The organism is Streptosporangium sp. NPDC023615 (genome assembly GCF_040640155.1).
In the GTDB taxonomy this organism is placed as follows: domain Bacteria; phylum Actinomycetota; class Actinomycetes; order Streptosporangiales; family Streptosporangiaceae; genus Streptosporangium.
The window spans coordinates 145200-164283 of record NZ_JBFABE010000009.1; the positions used below are offsets into that span (position 1 = coordinate 145200).

Annotated in this window: 21 protein-coding genes; 14 read left to right on the plus strand and 7 right to left on the minus strand. The window is 72.7% G+C overall.

What is annotated here, in order from left to right:
• The first annotated feature begins 30 nt into the window (after window positions 1-30).
• The gene (locus AB0G16_RS10220; protein ID WP_362801675.1) at window positions 31-1032 is read left to right on the plus strand and encodes an NAD-dependent epimerase/dehydratase family protein; all 1002 of its coding nucleotides are present in this window, start codon (window positions 31-33) and stop codon (window positions 1030-1032) included.
• Between the two features lie 69 nt (window positions 1033-1101).
• Here the strand turns inward: AB0G16_RS10220 and AB0G16_RS10225 are convergent, their stop codons facing one another.
• Genes AB0G16_RS10225 through AB0G16_RS10235 form a run of 3 tightly spaced genes read right to left on the minus strand, consistent with a single transcriptional unit; the run spans window position 1102 to window position 3581 of the window.
• On the minus strand, window positions 1102-1299 hold the full coding sequence (locus tag AB0G16_RS10225; RefSeq protein WP_362801678.1) for a ferredoxin: 198 nt from the start codon (window positions 1297-1299) through the stop codon (window positions 1102-1104).
• A 2-nt stretch (window positions 1300-1301) separates the two neighbouring features.
• On the minus strand, window positions 1302-2498 hold the full coding sequence (locus AB0G16_RS10230) for a cytochrome P450 (RefSeq protein WP_362801681.1): 1197 nt from the start codon (window positions 2496-2498) through the stop codon (window positions 1302-1304).
• 27 nt (window positions 2499-2525) lie between these two features.
• A complete protein-coding gene (locus AB0G16_RS10235) occupies window positions 2526-3581 on the minus strand; it encodes a methyltransferase (RefSeq protein WP_362801683.1) in 1056 nt (351 codons plus the stop codon).
• A gap of 206 nt (window positions 3582-3787) precedes the next feature.
• Here AB0G16_RS10235 and AB0G16_RS10240 point away from each other — a divergent pair, with 206 nt between their 5' ends.
• Window positions 3788-4186: a SchA/CurD-like domain-containing protein gene (locus AB0G16_RS10240; RefSeq protein ID WP_362801686.1), complete on the plus strand. Its 399-nt coding sequence runs from the start codon at window positions 3788-3790 to the stop codon at window positions 4184-4186.
• On the opposite strand, the gene AB0G16_RS10245 is transcribed toward AB0G16_RS10240, so the two are convergent.
• Complete coding sequence (locus AB0G16_RS10245; protein ID WP_362801689.1) at window positions 4163-5170, minus strand: methyltransferase; 1008 nt, start codon at window positions 5168-5170, stop codon at window positions 4163-4165. The genes AB0G16_RS10240 and AB0G16_RS10245 overlap by 24 nt on opposite strands.
• 200 nt (window positions 5171-5370) lie before the next feature.
• Between AB0G16_RS10245 and AB0G16_RS10250 the strand changes: the two genes are divergently transcribed.
• The 8 genes from AB0G16_RS10250 to AB0G16_RS10285 all read left to right on the plus strand — a co-directional run bounded on the left by AB0G16_RS10250 (window position 5371) and on the right by AB0G16_RS10285 (window position 10107).
• On the plus strand, window positions 5371-6108 hold the full coding sequence (locus AB0G16_RS10250; protein ID WP_362801692.1) for an SDR family NAD(P)-dependent oxidoreductase: 738 nt from the start codon (window positions 5371-5373) through the stop codon (window positions 6106-6108).
• 66 nt (window positions 6109-6174) lie between these two features.
• Window positions 6175-7032 (plus strand): LLM class flavin-dependent oxidoreductase, encoded by an 858-nt coding sequence (locus tag AB0G16_RS10255; RefSeq protein WP_362801695.1) that lies wholly within the window; start codon window positions 6175-6177, stop codon window positions 7030-7032.
• Between the two features lie 27 nt (window positions 7033-7059).
• The gene (locus AB0G16_RS10260; protein WP_362801698.1) at window positions 7060-7440 is read left to right on the plus strand and encodes a SchA/CurD-like domain-containing protein; all 381 of its coding nucleotides are present in this window, start codon (window positions 7060-7062) and stop codon (window positions 7438-7440) included.
• A gap of 2 nt (window positions 7441-7442) precedes the next feature.
• Window positions 7443-8327: an NAD(P)-dependent oxidoreductase gene (locus tag AB0G16_RS10265; protein WP_362801701.1), complete on the plus strand. Its 885-nt coding sequence runs from the start codon at window positions 7443-7445 to the stop codon at window positions 8325-8327.
• A complete protein-coding gene (locus AB0G16_RS10270; RefSeq protein WP_362801704.1) occupies window positions 8324-8776 on the plus strand; it encodes a DUF1772 domain-containing protein in 453 nt (150 codons plus the stop codon). The genes AB0G16_RS10265 and AB0G16_RS10270 overlap by 4 nt, the downstream gene beginning before the upstream one ends.
• A 100-nt stretch (window positions 8777-8876) precedes the next feature.
• The gene (locus AB0G16_RS10275) at window positions 8877-9137 is read left to right on the plus strand and encodes an acyl carrier protein (RefSeq protein WP_362801707.1); all 261 of its coding nucleotides are present in this window, start codon (window positions 8877-8879) and stop codon (window positions 9135-9137) included.
• A gap of 1 nt (window position 9138) precedes the next feature.
• On the plus strand, window positions 9139-9594 hold the full coding sequence (locus AB0G16_RS10280; RefSeq protein ID WP_362801710.1) for an SRPBCC family protein: 456 nt from the start codon (window positions 9139-9141) through the stop codon (window positions 9592-9594).
• Window positions 9595-9645: 51 nt separating this feature from the next.
• A complete protein-coding gene (locus tag AB0G16_RS10285; RefSeq protein ID WP_362801714.1) occupies window positions 9646-10107 on the plus strand; it encodes a DUF1772 domain-containing protein in 462 nt (153 codons plus the stop codon).
• A gap of 33 nt (window positions 10108-10140) precedes the next feature.
• Here AB0G16_RS10285 and AB0G16_RS10290 read toward each other — a convergent pair whose 3' ends face one another.
• Together AB0G16_RS10290 and AB0G16_RS10295 are read right to left on the minus strand one after the other, a co-directional pair.
• Window positions 10141-12729, minus strand: a complete 2589-nt coding sequence (locus AB0G16_RS10290) for an FtsX-like permease family protein (protein ID WP_362801717.1) — start codon at window positions 12727-12729, stop codon at window positions 10141-10143.
• A 4-nt stretch (window positions 12730-12733) separates the two neighbouring features.
• Window positions 12734-13489 (minus strand): ABC transporter ATP-binding protein, encoded by a 756-nt coding sequence (locus AB0G16_RS10295; protein ID WP_362801720.1) that lies wholly within the window; start codon window positions 13487-13489, stop codon window positions 12734-12736.
• A gap of 292 nt (window positions 13490-13781) precedes the next feature.
• Between AB0G16_RS10295 and AB0G16_RS10300 the strand changes: the two genes are divergently transcribed.
• The 4 genes from AB0G16_RS10300 (at window position 13782) to AB0G16_RS10315 (ending at window position 17741) form a co-directional block, all read left to right on the plus strand.
• Complete coding sequence (locus AB0G16_RS10300) at window positions 13782-14297, plus strand: MarR family transcriptional regulator (protein WP_362801722.1); 516 nt, start codon at window positions 13782-13784, stop codon at window positions 14295-14297.
• A 212-nt stretch (window positions 14298-14509) separates the two neighbouring features.
• Window positions 14510-15343, plus strand: coding sequence for a hypothetical protein (locus tag AB0G16_RS10305; protein WP_362801724.1), 834 nt, complete (start codon window positions 14510-14512; stop codon window positions 15341-15343).
• Between the two features lie 100 nt (window positions 15344-15443).
• Window positions 15444-17096: an alkaline phosphatase D family protein gene (locus AB0G16_RS10310; protein WP_362801726.1), complete on the plus strand. Its 1653-nt coding sequence runs from the start codon at window positions 15444-15446 to the stop codon at window positions 17094-17096.
• A 42-nt stretch (window positions 17097-17138) separates the two neighbouring features.
• Window positions 17139-17741, plus strand: a complete 603-nt coding sequence (locus AB0G16_RS10315; RefSeq protein WP_362801729.1) for a hypothetical protein — start codon at window positions 17139-17141, stop codon at window positions 17739-17741.
• Between the two features lie 15 nt (window positions 17742-17756).
• Here AB0G16_RS10315 and AB0G16_RS10320 read toward each other — a convergent pair whose 3' ends face one another.
• Complete coding sequence (locus tag AB0G16_RS10320) at window positions 17757-18977, minus strand: ROK family transcriptional regulator (RefSeq protein WP_362801732.1); 1221 nt, start codon at window positions 18975-18977, stop codon at window positions 17757-17759.
• Between the last annotated feature and the right edge of the window lie 107 nt (window positions 18978-19084).

A 19084-nucleotide genomic window follows, 5' to 3' on the forward strand; every position in this document is an offset into this window, starting at 1 on the left:
GGTTCGATCGCCCGGAGAGGTAGGGATCAGATGCGCGTTCTCCTGCTCGGCGGAACGGAATTCGTCGGCCGCGCCGTGACCGAGGCGGCGGTGGCCAGAGGCTGGGAGGTGACGGTGTTCCACCGGGGGCGGCACGCGCCGCCGCCCGGCGTGCGCGTGCTCAAGGGCGACCGGAACCTGCCCGAGGGCATGGCGTCCCTCGCGGGGGGCGAGTGGGACCTTGCGGTGGACACCTGGAGCGGCCCGCCACGGGTGGTCCGCGACACACTGCGGCTGCTGGACGGCCGCATCGGCCACTACACCTACGTCTCCACCCGCGGGATCTACGACTTTCCCGTCCCGGCGCCGCTCACCGAGGAGCGGCCGGTGGTGATCGGCTCACCGGACGACGGCGCCACCGACTACCGGGGCGCCAAGGCGGGCGGGGAGGTGGCCGCGGAGCAGGCGCTCGGCGACCGGGCGCTGCGCGTGCGGCCGGGGCTGATCTTCGGCCCCCGGGAGAACTCCGGGCGGGTGCCGTGGTGGCTGCGCCGCGCCGCCCGCGGCGGCCCCCAGCTCGCGCCGGGGCCGAGGACCGCCTCCCTGCAGTACGTCGACGTCCGCGACCTGGCCACCTGGATCCTGGACGCCGCCGGGCGGGGGCTGCACGGCGCCTACAACCTGGTGTGCCCGCCGGATCACGCCACGATGGAGGACTTCCTCACCGCCTGCGCCGAGATCACCGGCGCCGGCGCCGAGCTGCGCTGGATCGACCCGGAGCCGATCCTGGCCGCGGGGGTCCGGCCGTGGACCGGCCTGCCGGGGTGGCTGCCGCCCGGCGAGATGTACGAGTTGCTGCACCGGACCGACGTGTCCAAGGCGGTGGCCGCCGGGCTGCGCTGCCGCCCCGTCGAGGAGACCGTGGCCGACACCTGGGCCTGGCTGCGCGAGGTGGAGGGCGAGGTGCCCAAGGGGTCCCAGGAGGGCTCCCGCACGGCCCAGGAGCCGGTCGGACTGGATCCGGACGTGGAGGCGAAACTCCTGGCCGGCTGAGCACGGGCCCGGCACGAGGAGGCCGCCGGCGGATCGGCCGCCGGCGGCCTCCTCGTGCCGGGCGTCGGCTCACTCGTCGTCGAGCAGCCGGATCGTCCCTGTCGGGCAGCGCCGGGCCGCCTCGCGGACGAGGTCCGCGAGCGCGGCCGGAGGCTCCGGGTCGTTCACCACGACGACGGTCTCGTCGTCGTGGCCGAACACCTGCGGCACCGCGACCACGCACAGACCGCTGCCGCAGCACGTGTCGCGGTCCACCGTCACGCGCATGCTCACCACTCCACGGGGATCTGGAGCAGCCCGCCGATGAGCGTGCCCTCGCTGCGTCCCAGCTCGTCCGCGGGGACGGCCAGCCGCAGGCCGGGGAACCTGCGCAGCAGCGTCTCCAGGACGATCTGAAGCTCCAGGCGGGCCAGCGAGGCGCCGATGCAGAAGTGCGGCCCCAGGCTGAAGGTCAGGTGGTGGTTGGAGGCCCGTGCGACGTCGAACTCGTGCGGGCAGGAGAACACGCTCTCGTCCCAGTTGGCCGACTCGACGGCCGGGATGACGCTGGTCCCCTTCGGCACCGTGACCCCGCTCAGCTCGATGTCCTCGGTGACGTAGCGCAGCATCGACAGCGAGCCGTTCAGCAGCTTCCAGCGCAGCACCTCCTCCACGGCGGACGGCACCAGGGACGGGTCCGCGCGCAGCCGGGCGAGCTGGTCGGGATGGGCCAGCACCTTCGCCACCACGTAGCCGATCTGGCCGGCCGTGGTCTCGTAACCGACCAGCAGGAGCAGGCGGCACCACCAGTGCAGCTCGTACTCGCTCAGGCGGGTGTCGTCGTCCTCGTGGACCTGGGTCAGCGCGCTGATCAGGTCGTCACCGGGGTGTGCCCGTCTGGTCTCGATCAGCTGCCCCATGTAGGCGCCGATCTCGGCCATCGCCGCACCGATCTCCGGCCCGGAGTACCTGCCGGTGGACAGGAACCGGTCGGTCCAGCCGCGGAAGCGGTCCTGATCCTCCGCCGGCACCCCCAGCAGATCGCAGATGACCCGGATGGAGAGCGGGAACGCGACGGCCTCCGACACGTCCGCGGGGCAGGGCCCGTTCTCCATCTTCGTCACGAGCTCATCGGTGATCTCCTGCACCTTGGGGCGCAGGTTCTCCACCATCGTGGCCGTGAACGCCTTCATCACCAGCCGCCGGACCCGGGTGTGCTCCGGCGGGTCCGGATCCATCCTCTCGTCCTGGAACATCTTGTTGTTCGAGGTCATGCGGGCCGCGTCCGGGCGGTTGAGGTTGCGGCTGACCCTCGGGTCCGTCAGCACGGACCGTACGTCCTCGTACCGCGTCACCAGCATCGCCCGGTCGCCGCTCGGCAGCACCACGGGGATCACCGGCTGGTCGCGCAGGTCCTGCACCTCGGCGGGCACGCCCAGGGCGGACGGGCGCGGGAACGGGTACGGGACGGGCTGTTCGCTGCTCATCGTGTCGCCTTCCACTCACGCTCTGCTTCATACCGGGCGGGCCTCGATGATGCTGTGGGGCGGCTCCGTCGGGTGGATCGCGACGACCTCGAAGCCCGACTCCTCCACGAGGCCCGTCCAGTCGGCGACGGTCCGTTCCCGGCCCCCGTTGGTCACCGCCATCGAGATGTCCATCAGCTTGATGTAGTGGGGGGCGTTGCCCTCGGGGACCACCCCGTCGACGATCAGCACGCGGGCGCCGGCGTCGTCGCCGATCGCCTGCCGGATCCGGCCGAGCACCTTACGGCACTCGGCGTCCGCCCAGTCGTGCATGACGGCCTTGAGCGTGTACGCGTTCGCGCCGGCCGGCACCTCGTCGAAGAAGCTGCCGCTGACCAGTTCGACCCGGTCGGCGACACCCTGCGCGGCAAGGACGGGCGGCGCCGACGCGATGGCGGTCTCGATGTCGAACAGGATGCCGCGCGAGGCGGGGTAGCGCCGCAGGATCGCCGACAGGAACCGGCCCTGGCCGCCGCCGATGTCGGCGATCCTGGCGAACCGCCCGAAGTCGAAGGAGTCGGCGATCCTCGGCGCGCGGCTCTCGTTCAGCTCGGACATGGCCTTGTGGAACGCCGCGGCGAACTCCGGGGCCTCCTGCTCCAGGTACTCGAAGAAGTTCTTGCCGTCCCGCAGCCTGCGGCCGTTCGGCTCGCCCGTGCGCACGGTGTCGAAGGCGTAACCCCAGCAGTTCCAGACGGTGGTCTCCCCGTAGAAGTAGGCGAGGTACCTGAGCGAGCCCGGCACGTCGCTGCGCAGGTACTGCGCCTTCGGTGTGAGCTCGAAGCGCCCGTCCTCGCGTTCGGCGAAGACGCCGACGGACGCGGCGGCACGCAGGAACCGGTGCAGCGTCGGCGCGTGGGTGTCCGTCTCGGCGGCGAGGTCGTCGACGCCGCGGGGGCCGTCGGCGAGCAGGTCGGCGACACCGAGGCGGGCGAGCACGTTCAACGTGCCCGCCACCCACTTGCCGGCCAGCATCATGAGAAGTTCCTGCTGCTCCTCACCGGGCCCCTGCTCCAGGCCATGGTCGGTCGAGGTGGTGGTCATCCCGGATCCTCCTTTGGGTGACAGGTCGCTTCGGCCGCCCTTGAGCCGGTCAGGGTCCTGCCGTTCCCGGCAGGCTCCCACCGGCGGCTCAAGGGCGGATCAAACCGGTATGGGGCGAAGGCCGCCTCACGGCCGAGCGGTCCCCGAGCTCTTTTCGAGCCCCGGTGCGCATCCTGGGACGACGTTCGCGATCCCGAGGAGTTGCCATGCCGTACACGGCGATCACTTATGACATCAAGAGCGGGTACGAGGACGAGGTCGCCGAGGTGTTCGGCGACTTCCGCCGGCCCGCGGGGAACGTGGTCCCCGGGGACGACGGCGCCCAGGCGGGCCGCATCCTCGCCACGGCGGTGTTCATCCGGGACAGCACACTGGTGCGGTTCATCGAGTACGAGGGCGACCTCGACGCGGTGATCCGGTTCATGGCCGTCCAGCCGGGGGTGGCGGAGGTGGAGCGCAAGCTCGCCCCCTACCTGAACAGGCCACGCGACACCGGCACGGTCGAGGGGTTCCTGCGGACCTTCAACGCCAGCCGGCTGCGCTGCGTGACCCAGTTCGCGGTCCCCCGGCACCCGGACGCCTCAGCCTCTGCGGCAGATCAGTAGGGTGTCGAAGTCCCCGAGCCGCTTCTCCTCCAGCGCGGTGAAGCCGGCCAGCGCGGCGTGCTGCCGAAGCTCCTCGACCGGGTACTCCGAGCCGCCCTCGGTGACCAGCAGCATGTCCAGGCTGATCACCAGGTTCTCCACCTGGGCCGGGCCCTCGTCCAGCATCCGGTCGTAGACCAGCAGCGCGCCGCCGGGGCGGACCGCCGCGCCGGCCTTCTGCACCAGGAAACGGCGGCTGCCGGCGTCGTAGTCGTGCAGCACGTGCCCCAGGATCACGACGTCGGCCTGCGGCAGCGGGTCCTTGAAGAAGTCGCCGCTCCTGAAGCGCACCCTCCCGGTCAGGTCGAGGGCGGCCATGTGCTCGGTGAAGAACGGCTCCATCTGCGGGAGGTCGAACACGCTGCCGGTCAGCTCGGAGTGCGCCTTGACGATCTGGCCGGAGAGGTTGCCCCGGCAGCCGCCCACGTCGAGCAGTGTCGAGTGGCCGGAGAAGTCGAACGCCTCGATGAGCTGCGGCCCCAGGATCTGGGTCAGCGCGTCCATCATGTGGATGAAGCGGCCCAGCACCTTCGGGTCGCCCAGGACGTCCTGGAAGTCGCCGCGCGCCTGCGGCAGGCCGGTGCGCAGGGCGTCGGACAGCTTGCCCCACGCCGGGTAGAGGTTGTCGCCGGCCCGGCGCATGAACCCGCCGATGTAGGTCGGCCGCTCCCGCACCAGGTACTGGTCGGCGCCGGCGGCGTTGCGGTACCCCTCGCCCTGCCGCTCGAGCAGGCCGAGGGCGGTCAGCAGGAGCAGGAAGTCGCGCAGGCCGCGGCCGTGCAGCCCGAGCCGCTCCCGGATCTCCTCCTCGGTCGCCGGGTTGTCGTGCAGCTCGGTGAACAGGTCGAGTTCCACCGCGGTGAGCAAGGCCTTGGACTCGCAGAAGGCGTTGCACAGCCGGATGAGTCCGGTGGGGGTGGTGACGTCCGGAGCGGTGCCCGTCATTCGTGACTTCCTTTCTCGCACCCGTGGCCGACGGTCGTGCCGGGCCGCTGGCGACGCTTCCACCGGGGGGTGGAGACAGGCTCGAAGCCGGTTGGAGGCGTGAACCGGGGCCGCAGGCTCTCGACCGGGATTCGAGGGGCGGACCAGCCGGTGCCTGCACGATGAGCCGAGCCGTACGTCGCAGCGAGAGGAACGGTCTGGTGGATCAAGGATTACGCGGCAAGCGCGTGCTGGTGACCGGTGGGACCAGGGGCATCGGCCGGGCCACCGTCCTCGCCTTCGCGCGGGCCGGCGCACACGTCCTGGCATGTCATCACACCGGGGGAGAGGACGCCGACAGCCTCGCCGGGGAGCTGAAGCGGCTCGGTGACCGCAACCAGGTGGTGCGGGCGGACGTGACCGACCCCGCGGACGACGAGCGGCTGGCCGGCACCGTGGGGACCACGCTCGGAGGGCTCGACGTCCTGGTCAACAACGTCGGCGTGGACGGCTCCGCGCCTTTCGCGGAGATCTCGGGCCAGGAGTGGCGGCGGCTGCTCGACCACAACGTGACCTCCGCCTACCTGGTCACACAGGCGATGCTGGGCCTGCTGGCCGAAGGCGCCTCGGTGGTCAGCATCGGGGCCTCGGCGGCGCTTCGCGGGCGGGTCAACGGCGTGCACTACTCCGCCTCGAAGGCGGCGCTGATCGGGTTCACGCGCGGGCTGTGCAAGGAACTGGGCCCGCGCGGGATCAGGGTCAACCTCGTCGCGCCCGGGCTCACGGAGACGGAGCCGGGGGCGGGACTGCCACCGCAGGTGGTGGAGCGCGTCGTGGGGATCACGGCGCTGGGACGGCTCTGCCGGCCCGACGACGTGGCCGGCGCGGTGCTGTTCCTGGCCGGGGACGCCTCCCGGTACATCAGCGGCGTGACGCTGAACGTGGACGGCGGGATCTGAGCCGTCGCCGGCATCGGAGCGGTTGCGGGCGGACGCGGGCCGTCGCAGGCGCGGACTGGAGGCTACATGGACATCGGAGTCGGTCTGCCGAGCACCGTCCCCGGGACGGACGGCCGGGAGCTGGCCGAGTTCGCCCGGCGGGCCGACCGGCTCGGCTTCAGCACGCTGGCCGTGCTGGATCGGCTGGTCTACGACAGTTACGACACCGTGGTGACGCTGGCGGCCGCCGCGGCCGTGACCGAGCGCATCACGCTGGCCCCCACGATCCTGCTGGCCGCCTACCGGCCGAGCGCGGTGCTCCTGGCCAAGCAACTGGCCAGCGTGGACCGGCTGGCCGGCGGCCGGCTGGTGGTGGGCGTCGCCGCGGGCGGGCGGGAGGACGACTTCGCCGCGACCGGCGTGCCCTACGGCGGGCGCGGGCGCCGGCTCGACGAACTGCTGGAGGAGATGGAACGCGTCTGGTCGGGGGAGGGCGCGGTCCCCGGCGTCGGCCCGCGCCCGGGGCGCGGGCGGATCCCGCTGTGGGTCGGGGGCAATTCGGCCGCTTCCATGAGGAGGGCGGCCAGGTGCGGCATCGGCTGGATCTCCGGCAGCACCCCCCTGCACCGGTACGCGGAGGTGGCCGCCGAGGTACGGCGGGCCTGGACGGAGGCGGGCCGGACCGACGCGCCGAAGCTGGGCGCCCTCGCCTACGTCGCCCCCGGCGCGGACCGCGGACAGGCCGGCGCCCGCTACCTGCTCGACTACTACGCCTACACCGGCCAGAAGGCTCGCTTCCTGGCCGACGGCCTGATCACCGACGACGCCCGGCTGCGCGAGACGATCGACGGTTACGCCGCGGCGGGTTGTGACGAGCTCATGTTGATTCCCTGCACGTCCGATGCCGACCAGCTCGATCTGATCGCCAAAGTGGCCTTCGGTTGAGTCTTTCGACGAGCCAAGGAGGATGCCATGCCGTACGCGGCCATCACCTACCGGGTCAAGCCCGGGCACGAGGACGAGATAGCCGAGATCTTCGCCGGCTTCCAGCGGGTCGACACCCCGGTGTTCACCGGTGACGACGGCGCCGCGGCCGGCCGGCTGCTCGGCACGGCCGTCTTCGTCAAGGACGACGTGCTGGTGCGGGTCATCCACTACGAGGGCGAGTTCTCCGCCATCGCCCGCCACATGGCCGGCCAGCGCGGGGTGCACCTGATCGAGCAGCGGCTCGCCCCCTACCTGCAGGAGCAGCGGGACACCGGTGACGAGGCCGGGTTCAACCGGTATTTCCGCGACGCCGCGATGCGTTGCGTCTCGCAGCTGTCCGTACAGACCCATCCCGCGGAGGGGTGAACGTGCAGCCCACGTCGATCGCCGTGCTCGGGCTGGGCGGCATGGGGGCCGGTATGGCGCGCGCCCTGCTCGCCGCGGGTGCCGACGTCACCGCGTACAACCGCACGCCGGACAAGGCCGTGCCGGTGGGCGAGGCCGGCGCCACGATCGCCGCCTCGGCGGCCGAGGCGGTGGCCGGTGCCGAGGTCGTGCTGCTCAGCCTCGCCGACGAGGCCGCCGTGGAGCAGGTGCTGTTCGGCGAGCTCGAAGGGCGGCTGTCGCCCGGTGTGATCGTCGTGGACACCTCGACGGTCACGCCCACCTTCGCCGTGGCCGCCGCCGGGCGGCTGGCCGGGGCCGGGGTGTTGCGGGTCGAGGCATGTGTGCTGGGCAACCCCGCCATGGCCGCCAAAGGTGAGTTGCGCGTCTTCGCCGCCGGCGAGGAGCAGGCCGTGGACGCCGCGCTCGAGGTGCTCCGCGCGATCGGGCAGGACGTCCGCGACCTCGGCCCGACGGGCAACGCGAGCGCGTTGAAGCTGGCGTTCAACCTGATGCTGGGCGTCCACATCCTCGGGCTGGCCGAGGCGGTGCGGTTCGCCGAGACCATGGGCCTCGACCGCGGCGTGCTGCTGGACGTCTTCGACGGCAGCGGCTGGCGGTCGCCGGTGCTGTCCTTCCGCGCGGGGTTCATGCGCGGGCGGACGTACCGGCCGGCGGCCTTCCGCGCCGCGCTCATGCACAAGGATCTCGCCCTGGCGAACCAGGAGGCGCTGGCGCGCGGGACCGAGCTGCCGGTGGTCGGTTGCGCCCTCGACAGGTACGCGGACGTGCTGGCGAGCGGCCGCGGCGACGACGACGCGGCGATCGTGGCCGAGCCGCTCCCGCGCGGAGGGGGGCCGGCGAGGTGATCACGGATCTGCTGTCCATCGCGGCGCTGGTGGGCAGCGGGATCGTGGCCGGGGTGCTGTTCGCGGTCTCGCTGAGCGTTCTGCCCGCGCTCCTGGCCATGCCGGCCGACCGCTACGTCTACACCCACCAGCTCGTCGGCCGCCGGTGGGATCCCACCATGCCGATCCTCGTGCTCTCGTCGGTGGTCGTCGACGTCGTCCTGGCGGTGCTGACGAGGGCTGGACCCGCCCTGCTCTTCGCCACGGCCGCCGTCCTGCTGCTCGGGGTCTCGGTGGTCTCGCACTTCTGCAACGTCCCGCTCAACCGGGCGGTCAAGTCCCTCGATCCCGACGAGGTGCCGCCCGACTGGCGCGACCCCCGGCCGCTGTGGCGTCGATGGCATCTGCTGCGCACCGCGCTCGCCGTGCTGGGGGTGACGGTGAACGCCGTCGCCGTGGTGCTCGGCTGAGGGGCCGAGCACGAACCGAGAAGCTCTCCAGCCGGAGAGACGAACCAGAAATTATCCGAAATGCCGGATTCCGGCGTTGTCAACGGAACGGAGATCTGGAATGAGCACCTTCGACCTGGACGAGCTGCGGGGCATCCTGCGGCGCATGGGAGGCGTCGACGAGGCGGCCCTCGACGGCGACATCGCGGAGACGGAGTTCAGCCACCTCGGGTACGACTCGCTGGCCCTGCTGGAGCTGTGCAACCAGGTGGAACGCCGCTACAGCGTCCAGATCAGCGATGACGCGGTGTCGGACATGCCGACGCCGGCCAGGGCGGTCGCGTACATCAACTCGCTGCTGACGGCGAAGGCGGGGGCGTGACATGGCCGGGCACACCGACAACGAGATCGTCATCGCCGCGCCGATGCGGCTCGTCTGGGACATGACCAACGACATCGAGTCATGGACGGAGCTGTTCAGCGAGTACTCCGAGGCCAAGATCCTCTCGGACCGGGACGGCACGATCCTCTTCCGGCTCGCGCTGCACCCCGACGAGAACGGCAAGGTGTGGAGCTGGGTGTCGGCGCGGCGCCCGGACGAGGCCACCCGGACCGTCCGCTCGCAGCGGGTGGAGACCGGACCGTTCAAGTACATGTGGATCTACTGGGAGTACCTGCAGGAGGACGACGGCGTGCGCATGCGCTGGGTGCAGGACTTCGAGATGAGGGCGGAGGCGCCGGTCGACGACGCGACGATGCAGGCGCGCCTCAACCGCAACACGCCCGTCCAGATGCAACTGATCAAGCAGAAGGTGGAGGCCGCCGCGGCACGCCGCTAGGCGACGTGCCGGAACGTGGCCCGGTGGCGGGCCGACCGACTGGAGGGGCTCATGCTGGAGATCGTCGTCTCGCTCGTCCTGCTGGCCAACGGCCTGGCCGCCGGGGTGCTGCTGGGCACCCAGATGGGCGGCTGGCCGCTGCTGGACAGCCTGCCACCGGACCGGTACGTGCACGCACACGCGTTCTTCTCCACGCGTTTCGACCCGTTCATGCCCATCTGCCTGATCGTCACCACGCTCGGTGACCTCGCTCTCGGCCTGCTCGCCGGGAGCACGGTGGCTCGTGCGCTGTACCTGGTGGCGGCCGCGCTCTGCCTGGGCACGATCACGATCTCGCTGACCAAGAACGTGCCGGTGAACCGGTGGGTGCGGGCGCTGGACCCGGGCAACCTCCCCGAGGACTTCGCCGAACGGGATCCGCGGCGGCACTGGGGCACCTGGAACCGCGTCCGCACCGCCCTGTCCGTTCTCGCCCTGCTCGTCAACTGCGGCCTCGTCGGCCCGACCCTGTGAGCGCGCGGTCCCGGTGCCCGCGTCCGCGGTGACTCACTCCGCCTTGGCGGCCTCCAGGACGGGCACGCCCGCCGCCCGGCGCGCGGGCAGCGCCGAGGTCGCCAGCGTTGCCACCGCGGCACCCGCCCCGAGCGCCAGGAACAGCCACCACGGCGGGTCCGGACGCAGGAACGAACTGCCGCTCGTCACATGCAGGAGCGCCAGCGTCCCGACCCCGATCACGAGACCGAGGATCGTGCCGAGGAGGACCACGGTGGCCGCCTCCCAGCGGACGATCGAGCGGATCTGCCTCGTGGTCGCGCCCACGGCGCCCAGCAGCCCGAACTCACGGGTGCGTTCGACGACGCTCATCGTCACCGTGGTCGCCATCCCGAACAGCGCCAGCAGCAGCGCCATGCCGACGAAGCTGTACGTCGAGCGCAGGGCCCGGGTGAGCGACTGCGACGCCGCGGTCACGTAGGCGTCACGATCGAGGACCCGCACCCCGGGCACCCCGGCCACGGCGCGCGCCAGGGCCTGCGGCGAGCCGCCCCGCACGAGCACCGCCAGGGTGGCGGCGTTGGCGTCGAGCCGGTCCATCGTGGCCGAGTCCACCAGCGCCTGGTCGGCGAACAGATGGGACGGGTCGTGGTACGAGCCCGCGACGGTGAGCGTGGTGCGGCCCTGCGCGCCGCGCACGGTGATGACCTCGCCGCGCCGGAGCCCCCGTTCCCTCATGACGGCCGACGACAGCGCGATCTCCCCTTCCCGCAGCGCGGGTGGCCGCCCGCCCAGCCGCAGGACGTCACGCAGCCCCGTCTGCTCGGCGCCGCTGACCAGGAAGCGGAACGGCTCGGCCGCCGCTCTCGCCGGCGTGGACGGCACCAGCGTGACCTCGGTCTGTGTCAGGGCGGTCGTCCTGGACACCCCCGGCGCACCCGTGGCCCTCGCCGCGACGTCGCGGCCCAGCGGCGCGGGCGCGCCCTCGGCGGTCCTGGCGGTCGAGGCGATCGCGTGCTCGGCCGCCATCACCTCCCGTCCCGCCTCACGGAACCGGTCGTTCACCGACATCGTGACCAGCACCAGGGAGGCGACCAGCGCGACACCGAGCATCAGTGACGAGGCGGCCGAGGAGACCCGGCGCGGGCTGCGCGTGATGGTGGCGTGCGCCAGCCGCCCGGTCTCCCCGCTGACCAGCGTCCCGACGCGGCCCACCAGCCCGCCCAACGGCCCGACGAAGAACGGGGTGAGCACGGCCAGCCCGGTCACCGCCAGCATCGACGCGAAAAGAACCATCAGCGTGATGGCGAACGTACGATCCGGGCCGGGCGGATCGCTGACGCGGACCGTCACCGCCACCGCGCACAGGAAGCACGCGGCGACGAAGATCGCCGATGCGGACAGCAGCCGCGGCCAGCGGCGTTCCCGGGTCTCGGTGACCGTGCTGCGCAACGCCTCGATGGGCGAGACGTTCCCGGCACGGTGCGCCGCCCGCCACGCGGCGGCCTGGGTGACCAGGAGCCCGGCCACGACCGGGACGGTCAGCGCGATCCAGCCGACCTGGGGAGCGGAGGCGGACACGTCGAAGCCGTCCCGGGCGAACAGCCAGATGATCAGCTCGGCCAGCGGGAAGCCCGCGGCCACGCCGCCCACCGAGGCGACCGCGCCCAGCACCAGCGCCTCCAGCCGGATCAGCCGGCCGATCTGCCGCGGTGTGGCGCCGATCGCGCCCAGCAGCGCGAGACGGCGGGTGCGCTGCCGGACGAGGGTGCCGAAGGTGTTGGCCACCACGAACAGCCCGACGAAGATCGCGACGGAGGCGAGCATGCCGACGACACCGGCGATCGAGGCGCCCTCCCCCGAGGCGGCGGTGGTCTGCGCGTTCCGTACCGACTCCGCGGTGCGTACCGTGGCGGCGTCACCCAGGTCGCGGGCCAGCTCGCCGCGCAGCCGGTCGGCGGACACGCCGGGAGCCGCCTTCAGCCAGACGCCCTGCCAACTGCCCGCGGGCAGCATCGCGGCGCGCTGCGCGGTCTCGGCCGGGGCCAGCACCAGGTCGCCGGCGGCCACCGCGTCGCGGCCCTGAACACTGACGATCCCGGCGATCCGCACCTGGCGCGTCTGACGGGGCAGCGTCAGCGTCATGGTGTCGCCGACGCTCAGGTCCCCGGCGAGCGACATGTGCCGGACGATCGCCACCTCGCCGTCCGCGGCGGGGGCGCGCCCCGCCTCCAGGCGATAGGGGTTCAGCCCCGGATCGGAGACCCAGGGGCGGAGCAGCGTACGGCCCTCGGCCGCCGCCGTGATCGCCTGCCCGTCGTTCCGGGAGGCCGTCACCGCCGTCGTGGCGTCCCCGGCGGCCGCCGCCACCCCGGGGCGGGAGGCGACCTGATCGAGCCGGATCCGGCCGTCGGGTGGCGCGAACGGGTCGCCCGGATCGACCGTCCCGCCCTGCACCAGCACGTCCACGCGGGCGTACTCGCTGGCGTCGCTGCCGGCCACCGCCTCCTGGGCGCGCAGCGCGAACTGCAGCGAGCCCGCGATGAGCGCGATCGATCCCAGCGCCGCCAGCAGGGTGGCGATCAGCCGCAGCCAGCCCTCGGCGAAGGTCCGGCGCGCGATGAGCCACAAGGGGTTCGCCATGACCTCAGCCCTCGATCTTGCGCATGCGGGCATGCACGGCGTCGATGGTGGGCTCGGCCAGCTCGTCCACGATCATCCCGTCGGCCAGGAACAGCACCCGGTCGGCGTACGCGGCGGCCACCGGGTCGTGCGTCACCATGACCACCGTCTGCCGGTAGTCGTCGACGGCCGCACGCAGGAAGCCCAGCACCTCGGCGCTGGAACGGGAGTCCAGGTTCCCGGTGGGCTCGTCGGCGAACAGCACGTCCGGCCTGGTCAGGAGCGCGCGGGCCACGGCCACCCGCTGCTGCTGGCCGCCGGACATCTCCGCGGGCCGGTGGGTCAGCCGCTCGCGCAGCCCCAGCGCGTCCACGACCGTGTCGAACCATCCCTGGTCCAGGTCGCGGCCCGCCAGCCTCCCCGTGAGCCGGATGTTCTCCTCCGCGGTCAACATCGGCAGGAGATTGAACGACTGGAAGACGAAGCCCATCCGATCGCGGCGCAACTCGGTGAGCCGGGTGCGCGACAGGCCGGTGATGTCCACCTCGCCGACGACGATGCTGCCGGACGTCACGGTGTCCAGACCGGCCAGGCAGTGCATGAACGTCGACTTCCCCGACCCCGAGGGCCCCATGATCGCGGTGAACTCGCCCTGGACGAACGCCCCGGAGACACCGCGCAACGCGCTCACCGCGCCGTCGCCCGCACCGTAGGTCTTGACCACGTCCGTCGCCGTCATGACCCGGTCGGAGACACGCTCGCCGGGCGGAGCCCCGATCATCGACGCCCTCCCGCGAGGGGGGAGAGCGCGTGTGGCGCGTTCTCCCGGGCCGTGGCCCGGCGCGTGCGGCGCGCCGGACCGGGGTCACGGCCGAGGCGCGGGCCCGCGGCCGTACCGCGCGTCGGCGGCGGTGAGGGCGGGACGGCCGTCATCGCCGTGCCGGTCGCGACGCCCACCCTGCGCACGCGCCGGCGGGGCGACTCGGGCCCGCACTCACCTGATCGGTGACAGATAGGTCCACTCCGAGATAGTCTCACGCTGAGATTTTATCAGGTGGTAGTAGAGTGGGCGCATGCTCCAAGATCTGATCGAGCGTTTCCTGGCCGGCGACGGCGGCCCGGCCGCCGATCAGGTGGGGCTCGGCATGCTGCTGGCCGAGGTGCACAACCAGAGCCGGGAGCGGCTGAACCAGGCGCTGCGCCCGCTGGGTCTCAACGTCCGCGGATTCGCCGTGCTGCTCGCGCTGCCGATGTACGGCCCCGTCAGCCAGCGGGAGCTGATGGACCGCACGGGCATCGACAAATCCGCGATGGTCCGGCTCATCGACGAGCTGGAGGAGGGCGGAGTGGTCTCCCGCCGGCGGGCGCCGCAGGACCGGCGCGCGTACTGCATCGTGCTGACGCCTCATGGCGAGCGAACCCTGGAGATGGCGCGGCGGGCCACCGAACAGGTGGGGGAGCACATCTTCGGCTGGCTCACCGAGCCCGAGCGCCGGCACCTCGTCGACCTGCTGCGCGGCGTGGCCGGACGCGCCGCCCCGTCCCGGCCCGAGGTCTCCGGCGCCACGGCCAGGGGCCGTGAGCGGTGAGACCCGGGCAACCCGGGGGCGGACGCGGTCTCGGTGGGCGGGGCGGGGGGCCGTGGACCCACGACCCACGGCCCACGGATCATCGGTTCGCCGGCTGTTCTCGCCGGTGCCGCCGTGGTCTTGTGGCGCGGACCCGTCTTCGCCACAGTAGCCGGGGGAGAAGTCACCGGCACCGGTGAGAACCGGGCACCGGACGCGGAGGGCGGGGGCGTATGGACACGATCGTCGGCGTGCACGGTATCGGCAAGTACCGCTACTACCGCGACGCGGGCAACTCGGCCGGCGGCGCCGCCCTCGCGATGCGCGACAAGTGGGACCGCTACCTGCACGAGGGCCTGACCGGCGGCAGGCCGCACGCCAAGGAGCGCTACGTCACCGAGATCGCCTACTACGCCCACCTGCTGGGCGAGAGCAAGAACGACTCCGTACGCGCCGTGCGGACCATGGACGCCGGTGCCCAGGAGGTCTTCGTCGCCTGGGCCAGGCAGCTCGACGCGGTGGGGGAGGGGCTGACCGGCGCCCTGCACCGGATGACCGGCTGGCTGCTGGACCGGCTGGAGGCCGACGCCGCCGACTTCGCCACGCTCTTCTGCCCCGAGGTCGCCGCCTACATGGCCACCGGGGGCGAGACGCGCGCGAGGTGCCGGGCGGCCGTGGCCGAGGTGATCAGGCGTAACCGCCCCAAGGTGGTGATCGCGCACTCACTGGGCAGCGTGGTGACCTACGAGACGCTCTGGGCCAACCCCGACCTGGAGGTCGAACTGCTGATCACCCTGGGCAGCCCGCTGGGCATGCGCAACGTCATCTTCGAGCACCTGGTGCCCGCCCCGGTCGCCGGCCGGGGCGAGCGGCCCCGCTCGGTCGGGCGCTGGGTCAACATCGCCGACAAGGACGACATCGCGGCGATCCCGCCGGGCCTGCGGGCCTGCTTCACCGGGGTGGACCAGGAGGCGCTGGTCGACCTGGACTGGATCGACTTCCACACCGTGGAGAAGTACCTGGGCTGCGGCGCCCTGAACGCGCACCTCAAGCCGTACCTGGGCTGAACGGCCCGGCGGGCCGGGGCGCCCGCCTGTGCGGTCCCTGTTCATCCTGCCGTGAGCCGCAGGCCACGACGGGGAAAGGTCGGCCGGTTGCACTGGGGGCGTGGAGCAGAAGCCGTCACGCAGAGCGTTCCTTTCCATCGCCGCCGCCGGTACGGGCGGCCTGTTGCTGACCGGTGCCGGGCTCGCCCCCGCCGGCCCCTCCCCGCTGGCCTCGGCGTCCTCGCCCTCCTCCCGGGCCCTGGCCGCCGACCCGTTCACCCTGGGCGTCGCCTCGGGCGACCCGTCGGCGGACGGCGTGGTGCTGTGGACCAGGCTCGCCCTCGACCCGCTGGGCCCGGACGGCCGAGGGGGGATGCCGAGCCGGGACGTGGACGTGCAGTGGCAGCTCGCCACCGACGAGCGGTTCTCCCGGGTGGTCCGCAGGGGCACCGAGAGCGCCCGCTGGAGGCGGGCGCACAGCGTCCACGTCGAGGTCGAGGGCCTGGAGCCCGGCAGGGAGTACTTCTACCGCTTCCGGGCCGAGGGGCGCCTGTCGCCGACGGGACGCACCCGCACCGCCCCGGCGGCGTCGCGGGCGTCGTCCGGGCCGGCCGGGACCGCCGGGATCACCGGGCCGGCCGGTACGCCGGCGTCGCTCGGGTCGGCCTCGCTCACCTTCGCGGTCGCCGCCTGCGCCCACTACGAGCACGGTTTCTACACCGCGTACCGCAGGCTGGCCGAGCAGGAACCCGATCTGGTCGTCCACCTGGGCGACTACATGTACGAGTACGGCCCCCGGGGGTACACGGCGCTCGGCGGGAGCGTCCGGCAGCACACCCCGGGCCCGTGCGTGACCCTGGCCGACTACCGGATGCGGCACGCGCAGTACAAGAGCGACGCCGACCTGCAGGAGGCGCACGCGGTCGCGCCCTGGCTGGTCTCCTTCGACGACCACGAGATCGAGAACAACTGGGCGGCGGACGTCTCCAGCTCCGGCGCCCCGGCCTTCGCCAGGCGCAGGGCCAACGCCTTCCAGGCGTACTACGAGAACATGCCGCTGCGCCGCACCAGCGTGCCCGGCGGGGCGGCGATGCGCGTCCACCGCAGGGTGGACTGGGGGCCGCTGGCCCGCTTCCACCTGCTCGACACCCGGCAGTTCCGCGACGACCAGGCCTGCGAGGACGGCCTGCGGTCCGGCTGCGACGACCGGCTGGCGAGCGGGCGCACCCTGCTCGGCAGGGACCAGCGGGACTGGCTGCTGGACGGTCTGACCACGTCGCGGGCCCGCTGGAACCTGGTGGGCCAGCAGATCCTGATGGCCCAGCGCGACGTCAAGGTGGGGCCGGGTACCGAGGTCAACATGGACTCCTGGGACGGCTACGCCGCCGAGCGCACCCGCCTGCTGACCGGGTTCCGGGAGTCGGGCGCGGCCAACCCGGTGGTGCTGACCGGCGACGCGCACATGCACCACGCGGCCGACCTGAAACTCGACTTCGACGACCCGGACTCGCCCCGGGTGGCGGTGGAACTGGTCGCCTCCTCGATCGCCAGCGACGGCGACGGCTACCGCGACGAGGGCCGCATCGCCGAGACGATCGCGGAGAACCCGCACATCTCCTACCTGGACCAGCGGCGCGGCTACATCGTCTGCCGCGTCACCGCCGAGGAACTCGACGCCGACTTCCGCGTCCTGGAGCACATCAGCAGGAAGGGCGCCCCGGCGAAGACCGGCGCCCGGCTCACCGTCCCGGCAGGACAGGCCTCACTGACCTGAGGACCAGAGGAATTCGTCGGTATTTGGTGGATGATGCCGCGTATGAGCTCTACCACCACGAGGCTCGGTGCCGCGGTTCTCGCCGCGGCGCTGGGCGGCACCCTCCTTGCCCACGCCCCCGCCGCGGCCGCCGGAACCGCGGCCCCCGCCGCACCCGCCACCGCGCGCCTCGGGCCGTCGCCCGTCGTAGCGCCCGTCGTAGCGCCCGCCGTGTCGTCCGTTGTGTCGTCCGCCCTGTCGTCCGCCTCGGCGGCGGCCGACTTCGGGTACGTGATCTCCTTCCCCAAGCACGTCCGCCGCGGCGGTTCCCTCGTCTACACCGTCAAGATCAAGAACAGGAAGGCCCGCGGCCAGCACTACGTGATGCTCACCGGGGCCTTCTCCACCCGCTTCCGCAAGATCAAGGTGATCTCCAAGCCGCGCAGCGTGAGCTGCTCCGTCAAGCGCCGCACCCTGTCCTGCTGGATCACCTCTCTCGACAGGGGCGACTCGACGGCCGTGCGGATCCGCGCGTGGGCCGGTTCGCGCCGGGGCACCGCCGCGGTGAGGTTCGGGGCGATCGCCACCTCCGACGCCAAGGCCGACAGGGGCAGGCTCGCCAAGCAGGTCCGGCGCACCATCAAGGCCGACACGCGCGTCCGCTGACGCGCGGGAGGGTGTTCAGGACCGTGCCCCGGCGGGGTTCCGGGGGCGCGTGGAGGCGCCCCCGGCCGCCTGGGGCGCGGGGGCGCGCAGGAAGTCCTCGACCACGAGGGTGGCGGCGCCCAGCGTGACGGAGTCGACCCCGAGGCGGCCCAGCCCGATGGAGACCGTCCTGTACGGCTGGGCCAGGGAGTTGTCCGCGGCGACCTTCCTGATCCTCGGCAGCAGGTGCTCGCCGAGCAGCACACCGGCCCAGCCGCCGATGATGATCCGTTCGGGGTTGAACAGGTTGATCAGGTTGGCCAGGCCGACGCCCAGGTAGGTGACGGTCTCGTCGACGACCGGGGAGCCGCCGGCGACCAGCTCGGCCAGCGCCGCCTGCTCGTCGACGGTCTCGGTCCACACCCCGGCCCGCTCCAGGATGCCCCTGGCCCCGACGTAGGCCTCCAGGCAGCCCCGGCCGCCGCAGCGGCACCGGTGCCCGCCCACCATGATCTTCGTGTGGCCCCACTCGCCGGCGCTGCTGTCGGCGCCCAGGTAGGTGCTCCCGTCGGTGATGACGCTCGCCCCGACCCCCGAGCCGATCAGCACCACGACGGCGTGCCTGGCCCGGCGCCCCATGCCGAACCACAGCTCGGCCTGTCCCATCGACCTGGCGCCGTTGTCCACGAAGAGGGGCAGGTCCGTGCCCGCCCGCAGGAGCCCGCCGAGGGGGACCCCGTCCCAGCCCAGCGTCGGGGCGTGGATCACCGCGTCGGGCCCGGTCTCGACGATCCCGGGAACGCCCACCCCCACGCCCAGCACCCGCTCCGCGGGCACGCCGCTCTCGGCGAGGAGCGTGTCGATCCCGGCCAGGACGTGGCCGACGACCAGGCCGGCGTCGTGCCGGGCCGGGCGGAGCGCGTACTCGGCGCGGGCCTTGCGGTTCATGTCCAGGTCGAAGAGCTCGGCGCGCACGTGGGTCTCACCGACGTCGACGCCGACGGTGTAGCCGTGGGTGGTGTTGACGCGCAGCAGCACCCGGGGCCTGCCGCCGTCGGAGTCGACCAGGCCCGCCTCGACGACGACCCCGCTCTCGAGCAGGTCCCCGGTCACGTTGCTGACGGTGGCGGGGCTGAGCCCGATGGTCTCGCTGAGCTCCTGGCGGCTGGCGGGCCCGTCGAAGTAGAGGGCGCGCAGCACGGTCGCCCGGTTGCCCCGGCGTAGGTCACGGACGGTCCTCTGCGCTGCCCCGATCATGACCGTCATCCTAGATAACGCCCCCGAGCGGGCGGGTCTCGTTCCCGGCTCGAAGCGGTGCCGAGTCGGGAGGCGCCGGGCGCCGGGGGGAGGGGGGCGTCCCGGGC

Coding starts and splice junctions, on each gene's coding strand:
- AB0G16_RS10240 (WP_362801686.1), top strand. CDS start 3,788: ATGCCGTACACGGCGATCACTTATGACATCAAGAGCGGGTACGAGGAC.
- AB0G16_RS10295 (WP_362801720.1), bottom strand. CDS start 13,489: ATGATCGGGGCTCCGCCCGGCGAGCGTGTCTCCGACCGGGTCATGACG.
- AB0G16_RS10255 (WP_362801695.1), top strand. CDS start 6,175: ATGGACATCGGAGTCGGTCTGCCGAGCACCGTCCCCGGGACGGACGGC.
- AB0G16_RS10230 (WP_362801681.1), bottom strand. CDS start 2,498: ATGAGCAGCGAACAGCCCGTCCCGTACCCGTTCCCGCGCCCGTCCGCC.
- AB0G16_RS10285 (WP_362801714.1), top strand. CDS start 9,646: ATGCTGGAGATCGTCGTCTCGCTCGTCCTGCTGGCCAACGGCCTGGCC.
- AB0G16_RS10220 (WP_362801675.1), top strand. CDS start 31: ATGCGCGTTCTCCTGCTCGGCGGAACGGAATTCGTCGGCCGCGCCGTG.
- AB0G16_RS10315 (WP_362801729.1), top strand. CDS start 17,139: ATGAGCTCTACCACCACGAGGCTCGGTGCCGCGGTTCTCGCCGCGGCG.
- AB0G16_RS10280 (WP_362801710.1), top strand. CDS start 9,139: ATGGCCGGGCACACCGACAACGAGATCGTCATCGCCGCGCCGATGCGG.
- AB0G16_RS10320 (WP_362801732.1), bottom strand. CDS start 18,977: ATGATCGGGGCAGCGCAGAGGACCGTCCGTGACCTACGCCGGGGCAAC.
- AB0G16_RS10290 (WP_362801717.1), bottom strand. CDS start 12,729: ATGGCGAACCCCTTGTGGCTCATCGCGCGCCGGACCTTCGCCGAGGGC.
- AB0G16_RS10260 (WP_362801698.1), top strand. CDS start 7,060: ATGCCGTACGCGGCCATCACCTACCGGGTCAAGCCCGGGCACGAGGAC.
- AB0G16_RS10305 (WP_362801724.1), top strand. CDS start 14,510: ATGGACACGATCGTCGGCGTGCACGGTATCGGCAAGTACCGCTACTAC.
- AB0G16_RS10235 (WP_362801683.1), bottom strand. CDS start 3,581: ATGACCACCACCTCGACCGACCATGGCCTGGAGCAGGGGCCCGGTGAG.
- AB0G16_RS10275 (WP_362801707.1), top strand. CDS start 8,877: ATGAGCACCTTCGACCTGGACGAGCTGCGGGGCATCCTGCGGCGCATG.
- AB0G16_RS10225 (WP_362801678.1), bottom strand. CDS start 1,299: ATGCGCGTGACGGTGGACCGCGACACGTGCTGCGGCAGCGGTCTGTGC.
- AB0G16_RS10245 (WP_362801689.1), bottom strand. CDS start 5,170: ATGACGGGCACCGCTCCGGACGTCACCACCCCCACCGGACTCATCCGG.
- AB0G16_RS10300 (WP_362801722.1), top strand. CDS start 13,782: ATGCTCCAAGATCTGATCGAGCGTTTCCTGGCCGGCGACGGCGGCCCG.